Below are 15,867 nucleotides of genomic sequence, written 5' to 3'. Positions count from 1 at the left end.
TCTTGACTATTTTGTATTGTTCGACGGATTGCCTCCGTCGTCCTGGCGCTCCCGTGCAGAACCTGGCCCATAGCGCTTCCTTCCATTCAAGGGAAAAGATTGCACCATTAAAACCTGGGATCAAACACTTAGAACGTGTTTACGATCTCCGCACGGGTGTGCCGTCGCGGCCTCGGGCGCTCTGCGTCGTTGCAAATCCCGATCCGCTTCCCACATCCCTTCGCGCCGAGATCGGGAACAGGTTCTTACAGCACTTCAAACACCCCGGCTGCGCCCATGCCGCCGCCGATGCACATGGTGACGCACACGCGCTTGGCGCCCCGGCGCTTGCCTTCGATCAGGGCGTGGCCGGTCAGGCGCTGACCGCTGACACCGTAGGGGTGGCCCAGGGCGATGGCGCCGCCATTGACGTTCAGGCGGTCATGGGGGATGCCCAGCTTGTCGCGGCAGTACAGCACCTGCACGGCGAAGGCTTCGTTCAGCTCCCACAGGTCGATGTCCTGCACGCTCAGCCCCAGTTTTTTCAGCACCTTGGGCACGGCGAAGACGGGGCCGATGCCCATTTCGTCCGGCTCGCAACCGGCCACGGCAAAGCCCAGGAAGCGGCCCAGGGGTTGCAGGTTGTTGCGGGCGGCAAAGTCTTCGCTCACCACCACGCAGGCACCGGCGCCATCGCTGAACTGGCTGGCATTGCCGGCCGTGATCAGGCCGCCGGGGATGGCGCTTTTCAGGCCGCTGATGGCCTGCACCGTGGTGCCTTCGCGCGTGCCTTCGTCCTTGGCAACCGTCACCTGCCGGGTGATCAGGCCCAACTGCTTGTCGGCAATCCCGGCGGTGACGGTGATGGGGGCGATTTCGGCATCGAACAAGCCGGCTGCCTGGGCGGCGCAGGCTTTCTGCTGGCTGGCGGCGCCGTATTCGTCCATCACATCGCGGCCGATGTTGTAGCGTTTGGCGACGTTCTCTGCCGTTTGCAGCATGTTCCAGTAGATTTCCGGCTTTTTCGCTTGCAGCGCGGGGTCGACGATCATGTGCATGTTCATCTCCTGCTGCACGCAGGAGATGCTTTCCACGCCACCGGCGACGTAAACATCGCCCTCGCCCGCGACGATGCGCTGGCTGGCCAGGACAATGGTTTGCAGCCCGGAGGAGCAGAAGCGGTTGACCGTCATGCCCGAGGCCGTCACCGGCAGGCCGGCGGCCAGCGCGATCTGGCGGGCGATGTTCATGCCCGTGGCGCCTTCGGGGTTGGCGCAGCCCATGATGACGTCATCGACCAGCGCGGCGTCGATACCGGCCCGCTGCACGGCGTGCTGCACGGCATGGCCGCCCAGGGTGGCGCCGTGGGTCATGTTGAATGCGCCCTTCCAGCTTTTGGCAAGCGGGGTGCGGGCGGTGGAGACGATTACTGCGGAAGTCATAGCACTATTCCCTTCAATACTTTGCGATCAGAACTGCTTGCCTTCGGCCACCAGACGCTGCAACAGCGGCGCGGGCTGCCAGAAGGCGGCATCGTCCAGCGGATTTTTGGCAAAGCGCTGCATGGCGGCGACCACGTTGAACAGGCCGACCTCGTTGGCATAGCACAGCGGCCCGCCGCGATGCACGGGGAAGCCGTAGCCGAAGATGTAGACCACGTCGATGTCGCTGGCCTTGGTGGCAATGCCTTCTTCCAGGATGTGCGCGGCTTCGTTGACCAGGCTGAACACCAGGCGCTGGACGATTTCCTCGTCCGAAATCTTGCGCGGCGTGATGCCCTGGGCCTGGCGGTTGGCCTCGATCATGGCCACGACATCGGCGTTGGGGATGGCATTGCGCTTGCCCGGCTGGTAGTCGTACCAGCCGGCGCCGGTTTTCTGGCCGAAGCGGCCCTGCTCGCACAGCAGGTCGGCGGTTTTGCTGTAGCGCACGTCCGGGCGCTCAATGGCGCGGCGCTTGCGGATGGCCCAGCCGATGTCGTTGCCCGCCAGATCGCTCATGCGGAACGGGCCCATGGCAAAGCCGAATTTTTCAGCGGCCTTGTCCACCTGCGCGGGCGTGCAGCCTTCGTCCAGCAAAAAGCCGGCCTGCTGGCTGTAGCGCTCGATCATGCGGTTGCCGATAAAGCCGTCGCACACGCCCGAAAGCACCGCCGTCTTGCGGATTTTCTTCGCCACGGCCATGACGGTGGCCAGCACGTCCTTGGCGGTTTTTGCGCCGCGCACCACTTCCAGCAGCTTCATGATGTTGGCCGGGCTGAAGAAGTGCAGGCCCACCACGTCCTGCGGGCGCTGGGTGAAGGAGGCGATCTGGTTCAGATCGAGCGTGGAGGTGTTGCTGGCCAGAATCGCGCCGGGCTTGGCCACGGCGTCCAGTTGCGTGAACACGGCCTGCTTGACGCCCATGTCCTCGAACACGGCTTCGATGATCAGGTCGGCATCCTTCAGGTCGGCGTAGTCCAGCGTGGTGGACAGCAAGGCCATGCGCTGCTCGTACTTGTCCTGCTTGAGCTTGCCTTTGGCAAGCTGCCCTTCGTAGTTCTTGCGGATGGTGGCAACGCCGCGCTCCAGCGCCTCCTGCTTCGTTTCCAGGAGCTTGACCGGCACGCCAGCATTCAAGAAGTTCATGGCAATGCCGCCACCCATCGTGCCTGCACCGATAACAGCTACGTTTTCGATAGTGCGCAGCGGGGTATCGGCAGGCACGTCGGGAATCTTGCTGGCCGCCCGCTCGGCAAAGAACAGGTGGCGCAGGGCGCGGGATTCGGGGGTGAACATCAGTTGCAGGAACAGGTCGCGCTCGGCGGCCAGGCCATCGGTGATCTTTTTGCGGGTGGCCGCCTCGACGGCATCGACGCATTTGGCCGGGGCCGGGAAGTTCTTCGCCATGCCCTTGACCATATTGCGGGCAAACTGGAAGTAGGCATCGCCCTGCGGGTGCTGCGCCCGCAGCGCCGCCACCAGCGGCAGCGGGCGCACATCGGCCACGCTGCGGGCCAGGGTCAGCGCTTCTTCGCCCAGGCTGGCAGCGCTGGCAGCCAATTGGGTAATCAGCTTTTGCCCCGGCACCTGGGCCAGCAGGGCGGCGGCCACGGGTTCGCCGCTGACGATCATGTTCAGCGCCGGCTCCACCCCCAGGGCACGCGGCAGGCGCTGCGTGCCGCCCGCGCCGGGCAGCAGGCCCAGCTTGACTTCGGGCAGGCCCAGCTTGCAATCGGGCGCAGCAATGCGGTAGTGGCAGGCCAGCGACAGCTCCAGCCCGCCGCCCATGCAGACGCTGTGCAGCGCCGCCACCACGGGCTTGCTGCAGGCTTCGACCATGGCAATCAGGGTGTGCAGATTGGGTTCGGCAAACGCGGCGTCCTGGCCGAACTCGGTAATGTCGGCCCCGCCCGAAAACGCCTTGCCCGCGCCCGTCAGCACGATGGCCCGCACCTGGGCATCGTCCTGGGCGCGTTGCAGGCTGGCGGCCAGCGCCTGGCGCATGGCCAGCCCCAGGCTATTGACAGGGGGCAGATCAAGGGTCAGCACAGCCACATCGGTGTGGACTTGGTAATGAACCGTCATCACAGGTCTCCTTGGATAAATAAGAATAGAACGAACGTTCTAAAAAACACATTCTAGGGAAGGCCTGCCGCTGCGTTTTGTCCCATCGGGGACATGGTCGCAGCTAATTCCCCCTGGCACTGTTGGATTGCAGACCAATTTGCGGGAAATCCCAGGGAAAAAACCTTGGACAAGGGTTGAACAATGCCCCCTTTGTGTTTTCCTCTTAGAGAGTCTGCCCATGCAACGCTCCACTTTCCTTCGTGCCAGTATCGCCCTGGCCGCCGCCAGCCTGATGGGTGCCGCCAGCGCCGCCCCCGATCCCATCCTGATCGGCGTGCCCGCACCCATGACCGGGCCGAACACGCAGTACGGCGATGAACTCAAGGCCGGGGTGCTGACCGCCATCGAAACCCTCAACGCCGCTGGCGGCCTGAATGGCCGCCCCTACGAAGCCGTGCTGATCGACGATGCCTGCGAACCCAAGCAGGCCGTGCAGGCAGCCAACCGCGTCCTCAACTCCGGCGCGAAATTTGCCGTGGCCCACGTCTGCTCCGGCGTGACCGTGCCCGCAGCCCGCATCTACGAGGACGAAGGCATCGTCGCCATCACCCCCGGCGCCACGGCCCCGCAGGTGACGGACAACCTGCGCGGCCACCACTTCTTCCGCACCATCGGCCGCGATGACCAGCAAGGCCCGTTTGCCGCCAGCTTCATCACCGCCCGGCTCAACCCCAAGACCGTAGTGGTGCTGCACGACAAGCAGACCTACGGCGCGGGGGTGGCCCAGCACGTCAAGGCCTCGCTGGAAAAGCTGGGCACTCCCATCGCTCTGTACGACGGTATCAACGCAGGCGATAGCGACTACTCCGCCGTCATCACCAAGCTCAAGACCCTCAAGCCCGACGTGGTGTTCTTCGGCGGCTACCCCCCCGAAATGGGCCTGCTGCTGCGCCAGGCCAGGGAGCAAGGCTTGCAAACCCGCTTCATGGGCGCGGAAGGCGCATTCAACCAAAGCCTGGTCGAGATTGCCGGCCCGGCGCTGGAGGGGATGATGTTCACCTACCCCGCCGACTTCAGCCAGCGCCCGGAAAACAAGGCCGTGGTGCAAGCCTTCGAAAAGGCCAAGCGCCCGGCCAACGGCGCCTACCAGATGCCCGCCTATGCCGCCATGCAGGTGCTGCACAAGAGCCTGCAAGCCGTCGGCCCCGACCCGAAAAAAGTCGCCGACTACATGCACGCCAGCCGCTTCGACACGGTGATCGGCTCGGTCGCCTTCGACACCAAGGGCGACCTGAAAAACTTCGAGTTCGTCGTGTTTGAACTCGCCAAGGACGGCAGCCGCCGTCTGGTGCGTTGATGCGACGCTGAAAATTCCGCCAGCCATTTCAATTAAAATAGCTTCAAAGGCTTTCAGATAAAGCCTTTGAAGCTATTGTTTTTTTACCATCCCCTCACCTTCCTCCGGTCTATGTCTACTGAAATTTCCCCCGGCCTGACCCTTCAGAACACCGCCGCGCCGCAAAAACTGGGCGACTACAAGCTGATCGCCTTCGACATGGATTCCACACTGATCACCATCGAGTGCATCGACGAGATCGCCGACGTGACCGGCAAAAAGGCCGAAGTTGCGGCGATTACCGAGGCCACCATGCGCGGCGAGATCACCGACTTCAAGGACAGCCTGCGCCAGCGCGTAGCCAAGCTGCGCGGCGTGACCGAGGCGCAGATGCTGCAAGTGCGCCAGGAGCGCCTGCGCCTGTCCCCCGGCGCGGACACCCTGGTCAGGGCCGCCCAGGCGGCGGGGCTGAAAGTGCTGCTGGTCTCCGGCGGCTTCACCTTCTTCGCCGAATACGTGCGCGGCCTGCTGAACATCGACTTCGTGCGTGCCAACCTGCTGGAGGTGCAGGACGGCAGCCTCACCGGCGGCCTGGTGCGGCAATGCTGGGGCGACATCTGCGACGGTGCGGAAAAACGCCGCACCCTGCTGGAAGTGGCCAGCCTGCTGGGCATCACGCCCGCACAGTGCATTGCCGTGGGCGACGGCAGCAACGACATTCCGATGATGGAAGCCGCCGGCCTGTCCGTGGCCTACCACGCCAAGCCGCGCGTGCGCAGCGTGGCCCAGGTGTGCATCAACGAAGGCGGGCTGGATCGGCTGCTGGAAGTGCTGCAACCGGCTTGATCGCGGTTTTTACATATAGACCTGTTTTCTTATAACCAAACAAGTTTTCTGTCGATCGGTTATCCGATCAAGGGCGCTACACTGGCGCCCTGCCCCACAAAGGCGGTTTTCATTCCATCCGTACCCTTCTTCACTACCATGCTGAAAAAAACTCTGACTGCCGTGGCCATCGCCACCCTGGCCTTCACCGCCCAAGCCGCCGATGTTCTGAAAGTCGCCGCCACTGCGGTGCCCCATGCGGAAATCCTGAACTTCATCAAGCCCCAGCTCAAAGCCCAGGGCCTCGAACTGCAGGTCAAGGAATTCAGCGACTACGTGCAGCCCAACGCGGCCGTGGAAGACAAGCAGCTCGACGCCAACTTCTTCCAGCACCAGCCCTACCTGGACAGCTACAACAAGGACCGCAAGAGCAGCCTTGTCACCGTGCCCAACGGCAAGGTGCACGTCGAGCCTTTCGGTGCCTACTCCAGCAAGGTCAAGACCGTGGCTGACCTGAAGGACGGCGCAACGGTCGCCATCCCCAACGACCCCTCCAACGGCGGCCGCGCCCTGATCCTGCTGGCCAAGCAGGGCCTGATCGAGCTGAAAGATCCCGCCAGCCTGACGCCCACGCCCCTGGACATCGTGAAGAACCCCAAGAAACTCAAGTTCAAGGAGCTGGAAGCCCCCCTGCTGCCCCGCGCCCTGGCCGATGTGGAGCTGGCGCTGATCAACACCAACTACGCGATGGAAGCCAAGCTCAACCCCACCAAGGATGCGCTGTTCATCGAAGGGGCTGATTCGCCCTACACCAACATCGTCGCTGCCCGCAAGGATCGCGCCGAAGGTGCCGACATCGCCAAGCTGATGAAAGCCCTGCACAGCCCCGAAGTGAAGAAATTCATCGAAGAAAAATACAAGGGCGCAGTCGTTCCGGCATTCTGATCGGCACCGCCACACCTTTGAACGCTGCCTGGGGATGCGCAATCCCCAGGCAACGTTTTTTAGCAGCCTATATTTAGATATTTGATCTCCAGATACTCCTCGATACCGTATTTCGATCCTTCCCGCCCCAACCCCGAAGCCTTGACGCCGCCAAATGGTGCGACTTCGTTGGAGATGGATCCGGAATTGATGCCGACCATGCCGTATTCCAGCGCCTCGGCCACACGGAAGATACGGCTCAGGCTTTCCGTGTAGAAGTAGGCCGCCAATCCGTATTCCGTGTCATTGGCGCGGGCGATCACTTCGGCCTCATCCTGAAAGCGGAACAGCGGAGCCAGCGGGCCGAAAGTTTCTTCACCAGCGACCAGTGCATCGTGGGGAACATTGGTCAATATGGTCGGCTGAAAGAATGTTCCGCCCAAAGCATGGAGCTTGCCGCCGGTCAGGACGCTTGCGCCCTTACCCACGGCATCGGAAATGTGGGCCTCCACTTTGTGCACTGCCGCGTCGTTGATCAAAGGGCCAATGGTCACGCCACTGTCCAGACCGTTGCCGACCTTCAACGCCTCTACCGCCGTCTTCAGCTTGGCAGCAAAGGCGTCATACACGCTGTCGTGCACATAGAGGCGATTGGTGCATACGCAGGTCTGGCCGTTGTTGCGGTACTTGGCAATCAACACGCCTTGAACCGCCTTGTCCAGATCGGCGTCCTCGAAAACGATGAAAGGTGCATTGCCACCCAGCTCCAAGGACATCTTTTTCACGTCGTGGGCGCACTGGGCCATCAGGAGGCGGCCAATCGGGGTCGAACCTGTGAATGTGAGCTTGCGCACGATGGGGTTACCGGTGAACTCACCCCCGATCTCCTCGGCTGAACCCGTTACCACGTTGAATACACCCGCCGGTATGCCTGCGCTGGAGGCCAGCGCGGCCAGAGCCAGGGCAGAGAAAGGCGTCTGCGGCGCAGGCTTAAGCACCATAGTGCAACCCGCAGCCAGCGCAGGTGCCGCCTTGCGGGTAATCATCGCCGACGGGAAATTCCAGGGGGTAATGGCTGCGGCAACACCCACAGGCTGTTTGAGTACCAATAGACGCTTGTCCGCCTGGGGGCTGGGAATAACGTCCCCATAGACCCGCTTGCCCTCCTCGGCAAACCACTCCATGAAAGAAGCCGCGTACAGGATTTCATTACGCGCCTCCGCCAGCGGCTTGCCTTGCTCCATGGTCATCAGACGGGCCAGCACCTCCTGATGCTCCAGCATGAGATCAAACCAGGCCCGCAACCTGGCCGAACGCTCCCTGGCAGGCAAGGCACGCCAGGCAGGCAGAGCCTGGTCGGCGGCAGCGATAGCCTGCCGTGCTTCCTCGCGCCCCATCATCGGCACCGTACCGATCAGCTCCCCGGTGGCTGGATTGAAAATCGATTGAGTCGCACTGTTGCGGGCGGACAGCCATTGGCCATTGATATAGGCGTGCTGCCTGAACAGCGGGGACTGTAGGGAATCGGTCATAGATATTCTCTTTTGGATAGTTCGTTGGAAGAGCCGACCTTCGCAGGCCGACGTTTTTGTGCGGAGGACATTCCCGCAATTTCTCCAGCTCGAAGCGCAAGCCACAGGATGGCGACATCCTCCGTATGGTCGAGCGAACGCCCCGTGATGGATTCGATCTTGCGGATGCGGTAGATCAGCGTGGTCTTGTGAATGTGTAAATGCTTGGCCGCCATCAGCCACGAGCGGTTGTGCTCGAGGAACACGCGCAGGGTATAGAGCAGCGTGGCGCCCTGGCGCTCGTCATGTTCGGCCAGCGGCCCCAAGAGCTGCTCGAAAGTTTGCGCTGCCTCTTCCAGGTTGTCGGGAAGCCAGGGAGCCTTGTCCTCGATCTGCGCATACGCGACGACCGGATACGTGCCCACATGCACCAATGCCAGGCGTGCTTCACGCAGAGCTTGCGGCAGCCGCTCATAGCTGCCAATGGCATGGCTGAACCCCAGTCCCGTTTCCAGAATGGTCTGCACCACGGGAATATCCCGGGCATGTGCCATCACGATCAACTCATCGCCCTGCGGGCGCAGCATCACGGACAGCCTCCTGCGCAAAAACTGCAAGCCCCATTCCGACATGGCCGACAACGTCTGCGAGCCGGGACGCGCCACGGCCAGGCAGGCTGTTTCCACCTGAAGCTGGAATGCTTCGAGCTGCCGCCCGATTTCATACGGAGCCAGCCGCAGGCTCAACAGATCGTCCAGCAATTGCGCCCCGATCCGCAAGGAGCGCTCGGTCTCCATGCGCAAGCGCTCGATCGCAATACCCAGCACCGCGACCAGATGGTGCAATAGGCTGTATTCCAGCAAATGGCCCTGTCCGTGGCGCAACAGCAATACACCCCCCTTGCGCGAAGGGATGGACACGGCGAAAACATCGCCATCGTCGAGCATGTAACGCCGAACCACCGGCTGCGTGGGCGAGAAATCCAGTGGCTGGTGTGCAATGGCATCCTGCAGATTCAAAGGAATGGCCTTCCTTGGCCACCAGAACTGTGTTTTTTCCTGTGGATCAAGCAGCATCAGTTCGGCCTTCATGTCCTGCTCCAGACGCAGCAACAGCTGCTCCAGGCTCAAGCCCTCGATAGCCATGCGAGCACTCACGAACAACCGGTTGATGGCATTGCGACGCTCGAACTCCTCCTGGCGTCCCGCATCGATCACGGCCCGGGTGACGCTGGCAAAGGGCACACCATACCGCGTCATCAAGACCGGCAGGCCCAACGCATCCGCCTGCGCATACAGGGCCGAAAGATCCGGCGGCGCCTGCATGTTCTCACCGATCATCACGCCCGCCAGCCCTGACTGGTGCAGCCGCTCGATATACGCAACCTGTGCCTGCGCCCCGCCGGGAATCCCCATTCCGGTCGTCATCAACAGATCACCCTCGCCCAGCCATTCGGTGGGATCGGCCAGTTCGCAGACATGCGCCCAACGTACAGTTCTGTCCGCACCCTGGCTCCCGGCCAGCAAACGGGTGTGCAATTCGGGCAATTGGACGATATCGGTAATGGTCAATGGCATAGGAAACCTCTTGGTAACTGGCTGACGGCGTGGCAACGTTGCTGTGCCCCGCATTCTCAGCGCAAGCTCAGGTTCAGGGTTCTGCGGCCATGATGAGGTAGGCCTTGCGCACCGTCTGCCGTACATGCCACTCGCCTTCGGTATTGGCAGGGAAGTACATCGAATCGCCAGCACGAAACGCTATCGGCGTGCCACCATCGGGAATGAAGCAGCCTTCCCCGCTGATGAAGTAGCTGTATTCGGCCTGCGCCACTTGCCTGCGGAATCGCCCTGGCGAGCATTCCCACAGCCCAGCGCTGCTCCCCACAGTCAGGGTCTGATGGCCTGCGGTGCGCGTGTGGGCAACAGGTGTGCCGCAAGGCGCCCCCACAGGGGTGGCGGGGCCGAAAGCGTCATCATTTTCGATACGGATCAGGATGGGGTTCATTGCATGTCTCCTCGGGATTTATTTCAGGATTTGTCTTCTAGGCCCGATGGGGCCAGGCTGGCAAAAAATCGGTCAAGAGCTGCGGGGCGCTTACCGTTCATTTCAGCCTGCTCTTTGCGGATGACAGCATTGCGCACCAGGCTGCCCCCCACATACCGGAACGGTTCTGGCGGAAAGGCTTTGCAGGTGCGATCCACAAGGCCGCACTGGCTCCATACGTCCTTGCGCCCCAGCGCCATGCTGGCGAGGATGCGGCCACCCAGGCGGCTGGGACTGACGCCGTTCCCGCTCCAGCCGATGCCATAGAAGATGTTCGCGTGCCCCTGAAGATGTCCAAAAACCGGCAGGCTGTCGTAGGTGCGGTCGATGGGGCCTGACCAGCCGTGGCTGACGCTGTCCTTCTCCAGAAACGGGTAGGTATGGAAAAGGTCGGCACAGGTCATGGCGATGCTTGGGGCATCGTTGCTGAATACGTCGGTGATCTCCGAGCGCCAGGAAAGCCCGCCCGTACCTTTGCCGAAAGCGATGCGTCCATCGCGCGTAGTGCGATAGTAATTAACCATCAACTGCGAGTCGGTAATTGCCTCACCTCCCATCCAGCCGATGTTCTCCAACGCAGCCCCCAACGGTTTGGTCACGGCGATGGCGCTATTGACCGGGGTAATCAGCCGTGCCAGTTCGGGGATGGCAGCAGCCCAGGCATTGGTCGCCAGTACCACCTTGTCCGCCTGTAACTGTCCGCCTTCGGTGTGCAGCACGGCAGGTGCGCCGGGATCAATGCGTGCTACGCCAGAGCGTTCGTGAATCCGCACCCCCGCCGCCAGCGCGACCCGGCGCATACCGTCTACAAGCGCTGCGGGCTGCACGGTCGCGTTGGATGCCTCAAAGACTGCGGCTAGGTGAATGGACGAACCTGTCCTGCTCTGCACGTTCTGGAGCGAGAGGCGTTCGAAGGGCTGCACACCAAGACGCTCACAGGTTTGCAAAGTGCCGTTCCAGGCGTCGAGATGAGCAGGAGTTGTTGCCGTCCACAGCCAGCCTTTACGCACAAAGTGCGCATCGATAGCGTGTTTACGGCAGAACACTCCGAGTTCCTGCACGGCCTGCTCGGCCTCCCGGGCAAGAAACAGCGCCTGTTCCGCACCGCACAGTGCCTGGAGAGTGCCGATCTTGGGCCACCAGGACATGGCAAATCCCCCGTTGCGCCCGGACGCGCCGCCCCCGCACACGTCCTGCTCCAAAACGACCACCTGGCAGTCCGGCTCAAGCTCCTTGAGGGTCAGGGCCGTCCACAGGCCCACAAAGCCGCCGCCAATAATGGCCACATCTGCCTTTTGCGCACCACACAGCGCTGCCGTCGGCTCGCTTGCAGCGATCGATTCCTGCCAGTAACTCCGTTTCAATGGAGGTGTGAGATTCAACTTCATTCGGGCTCCTATGGCCTTTCGGTAAATGGGTCAGCGCCCAGGCGCCGGACTCGGAATTCAGGATGCAAAGCACCGTCCCCAGCGCTGCCGCTGAACAACCATTGCTATTAAAAAATAAGCTGCTAGCGCTTTATTTAAAAATGTTTCAGATATAAAATCATCTGAAATTCAATAAATAAAAGCGCAAGCAGCTATTTTTTTATGACTTTTCAAGGGTGGCATCCCATGCCACCCTGGTTCAGCCGCGCAGCGCCTGGGTGGCTGTCATGTCGACTTGCAGCGTCTGCGGATCGATAACGACGCCGTAGTGCTGCCGGGCTGCCTCGATACTGATGTATTCATCCAGAACATCGTCCAGCACTTCCTCGACGGTGCGCCGCTTCGGGTCACCCCATCCGCCACCGCCAGTGCTCTCGAACATGAACACATCCCCGGCATGGAATTTGTGCGCCGCCAGCAACGGGTTGCGCCATGCGCCCTCGGTATCGAAACCACCGATCACCTGGACAGAACCATCCGCATGGATGTGGCTGGAACGCTGCACCGCGCTGGGCAGACCGCCTGCCGCGCCGGGGCTGCCCTCCAGGGTACGTGCTGTCTCCATGCCCAGTTCGCCACCGCCCAGGAAGCGCACCTTGAAAATGGCCCCGAGGCCGCCACGGTGCTGGCCCGGCCCGGCCGAGTCCTGCCGCATCTCGAAGGCTTCGTAGGCAATGGGGAAGAACAGCTCCGCCGTTTCCGCAGGCATGTTCATGCAGTTGCCCAGCGGATCCATGGTGACACTCATGCCATCCGCGTAAGGTGTTCCGCCCCAACCGCCAGCGGGCAGATCGGAGAACACGTCGGTCTTGCCATCCGGTGCCGTGCAACTGGCCACGAACCAGTTCGACTCCGAACAGGTCGAACCCGTGATTTTCTCGGGGATGGCCTTGGCCAGCGCCTGCCAGATAGCGCTGGTGATCTTGGAAGAAGTCAGCGTCGTGCAACCGATGGTCGGCGCAGGCCATTGGGCATTGAGCCAGCAGCCCTCGGGCAGTACCACCTCGATGGGATTGAACATGCCCTGGTTCTGCGGCGCATCCGGGGCCAGGAAGAATTGCAGCGAATAGAGCGCCGCCGAGATTGTGTTGGCACGCGGGGAATTGATCGCCCCCTGGCACATGGGATCGGTGCCAGTGAAGTCCACCTTGATCGAAGTGTCGGCAATTTCCAGCTGAACCTTGAGTTTGATGCGCTCCTGGCTCACACCATCGGTATCAGCGTAATCCTCCGCCTCGTAAACGCCGTTGGGAATCCTGCCAATGCTTTCCCGGATCATCTTCTCGGTATAGGCCTGAATCTTCTTCATGGCCTTCTTCACCGTATCGACACCGTAGCGCTCGCAGGCCCGCTGCAGTTCCTGCTCGGCACCCCGCAGTGCGCCCAAGTGAGCCTGCAGATCGCCCTTGATGAAGTGGGGCGTGCGGCTGTTGTTCATGATGATGGCCAGCAGATCCTCATTGATCTTGCCGCTTGTGAAAATCTTCAAAGGAGGCAGTCGCAGGCCTTCCGCCGCGATATGGGTACTGAATGCCTGGCCGCCCGCACCGCCACCGCCCAGGTCCATCCAGTGCCCACGGCTGACGCCGTAGCCGATCAGCTCCTTCTTGTAGAAGATCGGCTGAATGAACGAGATATCGTTGATATGGGTACCGCCGCGATAAGGGTCATTGACGACCAGCACGTCACCCTCATGAACGTTGTCCTTGCCGATGCTCTTGACGGCTTCCTCGGCGCTGAATTTCATGGCGGCCAGGTGTACCGGGCAGTTGGCCGCCTGGCTCAGGAGTTGCAAGTCGGCGTCGTAGATCGCGTTCGAGAAGTCCAGCATGTCCGCCAGAATCGGCGAGAACGAGGAACGCTGCAACACAGACGCCATTCGGTCGCTGGCAAACTCGAAGATGCTGCGCATGACTTCGAACGTGATGGGATCGATGTCGTCCACGGTGGCATTGCCTTGTTGGTTACTCATGTCGTGTCTCCTTGTGTTCAATATTCGATGTCGATGACCAATGCCCCCATGGCGTTCACATGCGCATGGGTTTGGGGCGGCAAAACGGTACAGGCATGTTCATATTCGATGATGGCCGGGCCATGGATGCTGTCCTGTGTGCCCAGCGCCTCGCCGTCATAGACCTGGCAGCGGGTCCACACCCCCTCGAAATACACGTCGCGCTCCCCCTTGACGATGTCTGCGCCTGCAATGCGGGAGATGGCAACCGGTGGCGGGTCTTCCATATCGCCAATGGCCGCAACGCTGAAAGACACGAATGCCGGAGCAAAGTCTTCCGAGCTGACGCCGAACTCCTTCAGGTGACAAGCATGGAACGCCTGTTCGATACCGGGCAGGCTGTCCGCCGTCAAAACGCCATTGGGGATCGGTGTATCCACCTCGTAGGACTGCCCCACGTAGCGCATCTGCGCCGTGCGGATCAATGCAATCCGACTGTCGTCATCGAAGCCCTGGGCTGTGAGCGCAGCCTTGGCCCTGGCCTCAAGCTCGGACAGGATGCCGTTGATCTTGTCCAGATCGGCACTTTGCACCGGGGTGTAATAAAAATGCTCCAGGTCCTGGCGCAGATCCATCACCGTCGCCCCGAATGCAGAGGCCACACCCGCATGGGGCGGCACGATGACCTTGGGAATATTCATCGACTTGGCAACGAAACAGGCGTGCAAAGCGCCCGCACCACCAAAGCTGGCGAACACGAAGTCACGAGGGTCACGGCCACGGGAGACCAGAATTTTCTTCACCGCCGAGGCCATGTATTCGCAACCGATGCGGATCATGCCTTCGGCGGTCGCCAGCGTGGACAGGCCGATGCGCTGGGCCAGATTGGCCATCGCTTTTTCTGCGGCCTCCACATCCAACGCCATCTTGCCGCTGAGCGTCGGATCCAGGCGGCCAAGCAGCAGATTCGCATCGGTGATGGTCGGCTGGGTGCCGCCACGGCCATAGCACACCGGGCCAGGCTCCGATCCTGCACTCTGCGGCCCCACGCGCAGCGAGCCACCCGGATCCACCCAGCCGATAGAGCCGCCGCCCGCGCCGACGCTGTGGATGTCGAGCATCGGCACGACGATGGGCACTTCCCACTCCAGCTCATGGTCGCGGGTAATCAAGCCTCGCCCATCCTCGACGATGGACACATCGAAGCTGGTACCGCCCACGTCGGTGTGCAAGATGCGCTCGAACCCGCTTTGCTTGGTCAGATAGCCCGCATACGCCACGCCACCTGCCGGGCCGGACTCCAGCATATCCTCCGGGTGCTGGCGTGCGGCATCGGCCGCCATTACACCGCCACTGCTCTTGAGGATCAGCAGCTTGCCGACAAACTGATGCCGCGTCAGCCGTGCTTCAAGATCGTCCATGTACTTGACCATCACGGGCATACAGGCCGCACGCACCGCCGTCGTCATGAAACGGCCATGCTCACGGAAAACCGGACGTGTTTCCGCCGAAAGCACCACATGAATATCCGGGCAATGCTCCAGCAGAATGTCGCGCATCTGTTCTTCATGCCGTGCGCTGACATAGGAATTGATAAAACCAATCCCCACCGACTGAATGCCAGTGGCCTTGATCCGCTTGGCCACCGCGTGGGCCGCAGCAATATCCAGGGGGCGTTCGGTCTGCCCCTGCACATTGGTGCGCTCAGGCACGGTGTAACGAAAGCGCCGCTTGATGATCGGCTTGGGCTTGGTCTGATAAGGGTCGTACAGGTGCTTGCGGTGCTGCCTGCCGATTTCTATAGTGTCACGAAAACCCTCGGTGGTGATGAACGCCGCATCCGGGTAATTGCGCTCGATCAGTGCATTGGTCGCAGTGGTCGTACCGTGCATCAGATACGAAATATCCGCAATGGCAATACCCGCCTTTTCAATCGCCTGAAGTACCGCTATCGAACGATCCTGCCGGGTTGTCAAAACTTTCGCCGTGACCTGTTTGCCGCTGGTTTCCTCCCAAGCGAACAGATCGGTGAAAGTACCGCCTACATCTACTCCTACTCGCCACATATTGATCTTTGCCTCCATATATAAGTACATGCGCTTGCATCTCGAAGCGCATGTGCAATTCTGGGAGTCGCCCTTTACGGCATCAATGCAGCGGAACTAGGAAATTTTGAAAGCCCATCCTACTTTCGTTCTAAGATGTTCAGTCCCGGCATTTGATGGATAGGATTGATCGTGAAGCGTTCGGGCTCATCTGTCCACTGCTTGCAGATGAATTCGTAAGGTGTCAGGCCCTTGAGCGTCTTGAGTCGGCGGCCGAA

The 15,867-nt window shown here is 61.3% G+C and carries 11 protein-coding genes and 1 pseudogene; 3 read left to right on the top strand and 9 right to left on the bottom strand.

Annotated features, from left to right (window positions below):
• Positions 1–245 precede the first annotated feature (245 nt).
• Together ACFO3A_RS15540 and ACFO3A_RS15535 are read right to left on the bottom strand one after the other, a co-directional pair.
• Entirely contained in the window at positions 246–1,421 is a 1,176-nt protein-coding gene (locus ACFO3A_RS15540; RefSeq protein ID WP_377728220.1) for an acetyl-CoA C-acyltransferase, read from the bottom strand.
• Between the two features lie 27 nt (positions 1,422–1,448).
• Positions 1,449–3,545, bottom strand: coding sequence for a 3-hydroxyacyl-CoA dehydrogenase NAD-binding domain-containing protein (locus tag ACFO3A_RS15535; protein WP_377728219.1), 2,097 nt, complete (start codon positions 3,543–3,545; stop codon positions 1,449–1,451).
• Positions 3,546–3,765: 220 nt separating this feature from the next.
• On the opposite strand from ACFO3A_RS15535, the gene ACFO3A_RS15530 reads away from it, so the two are divergent.
• The 3 genes from ACFO3A_RS15530 (at position 3,766) to ACFO3A_RS15520 (ending at position 6,633) form a co-directional block, all read left to right on the top strand.
• Entirely contained in the window at positions 3,766–4,884 is a 1,119-nt protein-coding gene (locus ACFO3A_RS15530; protein WP_377728218.1) for a high-affinity branched-chain amino acid ABC transporter substrate-binding protein, read from the top strand.
• 111 nt (positions 4,885–4,995) lie between these two features.
• A complete protein-coding gene (serB, locus tag ACFO3A_RS15525; RefSeq protein WP_377728217.1) occupies positions 4,996–5,709 on the top strand; it encodes a phosphoserine phosphatase SerB in 714 nt (237 codons plus the stop codon).
• Positions 5,710–5,847: 138 nt separating this feature from the next.
• On the top strand, positions 5,848–6,633 hold the full coding sequence (locus tag ACFO3A_RS15520; RefSeq protein WP_377728216.1) for a MetQ/NlpA family ABC transporter substrate-binding protein: 786 nt from the start codon (positions 5,848–5,850) through the stop codon (positions 6,631–6,633).
• Between the two features lie 59 nt (positions 6,634–6,692).
• Here ACFO3A_RS15520 and gabD read toward each other — a convergent pair whose 3' ends face one another.
• From gabD to ACFO3A_RS15485, 7 genes and pseudogenes are all read right to left on the bottom strand, one after another.
• Positions 6,693–8,144, bottom strand: coding sequence for an NADP-dependent succinate-semialdehyde dehydrogenase (gene gabD / locus ACFO3A_RS15515; protein ID WP_377728215.1), 1,452 nt, complete (start codon positions 8,142–8,144; stop codon positions 6,693–6,695).
• Positions 8,141–9,700: a PucR family transcriptional regulator gene (locus ACFO3A_RS15510; protein WP_377728214.1), complete on the bottom strand. Its 1,560-nt coding sequence runs from the start codon at positions 9,698–9,700 to the stop codon at positions 8,141–8,143. Before ACFO3A_RS15510 ends, gabD begins: the two co-directional genes overlap by 4 nt.
• A 73-nt stretch (positions 9,701–9,773) precedes the next feature.
• Positions 9,774–10,127 carry a cupin domain-containing protein gene (locus ACFO3A_RS15505; RefSeq protein ID WP_377728213.1) on the bottom strand — a complete coding sequence of 118 codons (354 nt, stop codon included), beginning with the start codon at positions 10,125–10,127 and terminating at the stop codon, positions 9,774–9,776.
• Positions 10,128–10,150: 23 nt separating this feature from the next.
• Positions 10,151–11,554: an NAD(P)/FAD-dependent oxidoreductase gene (locus ACFO3A_RS15500; RefSeq protein WP_377728212.1), complete on the bottom strand. Its 1,404-nt coding sequence runs from the start codon at positions 11,552–11,554 to the stop codon at positions 10,151–10,153.
• Between the two features lie 238 nt (positions 11,555–11,792).
• Positions 11,793–13,565, bottom strand: coding sequence for a hydantoinase B/oxoprolinase family protein (locus ACFO3A_RS15495; protein ID WP_377728211.1), 1,773 nt, complete (start codon positions 13,563–13,565; stop codon positions 11,793–11,795).
• Positions 13,566–13,582: 17 nt separating this feature from the next.
• Positions 13,583–15,628 (bottom strand): hydantoinase/oxoprolinase family protein, encoded by a 2,046-nt coding sequence (locus ACFO3A_RS15490; protein ID WP_377728210.1) that lies wholly within the window; start codon positions 15,626–15,628, stop codon positions 13,583–13,585.
• Between the two features lie 101 nt (positions 15,629–15,729).
• Positions 15,730–15,867: pseudogene (locus ACFO3A_RS15485) on the bottom strand (IS481 family transposase); the annotation flags it as partial.

This window comes from Comamonas nitrativorans, from assembly GCF_042654765.1.
Lineage (GTDB): Bacteria > Pseudomonadota > Gammaproteobacteria > Burkholderiales > Burkholderiaceae_C > Comamonas > Comamonas nitrativorans.
The sequence above is the reverse complement of the archived record's forward strand: the minus strand, read 5'-3'. Positions and strand labels throughout refer to the sequence as shown.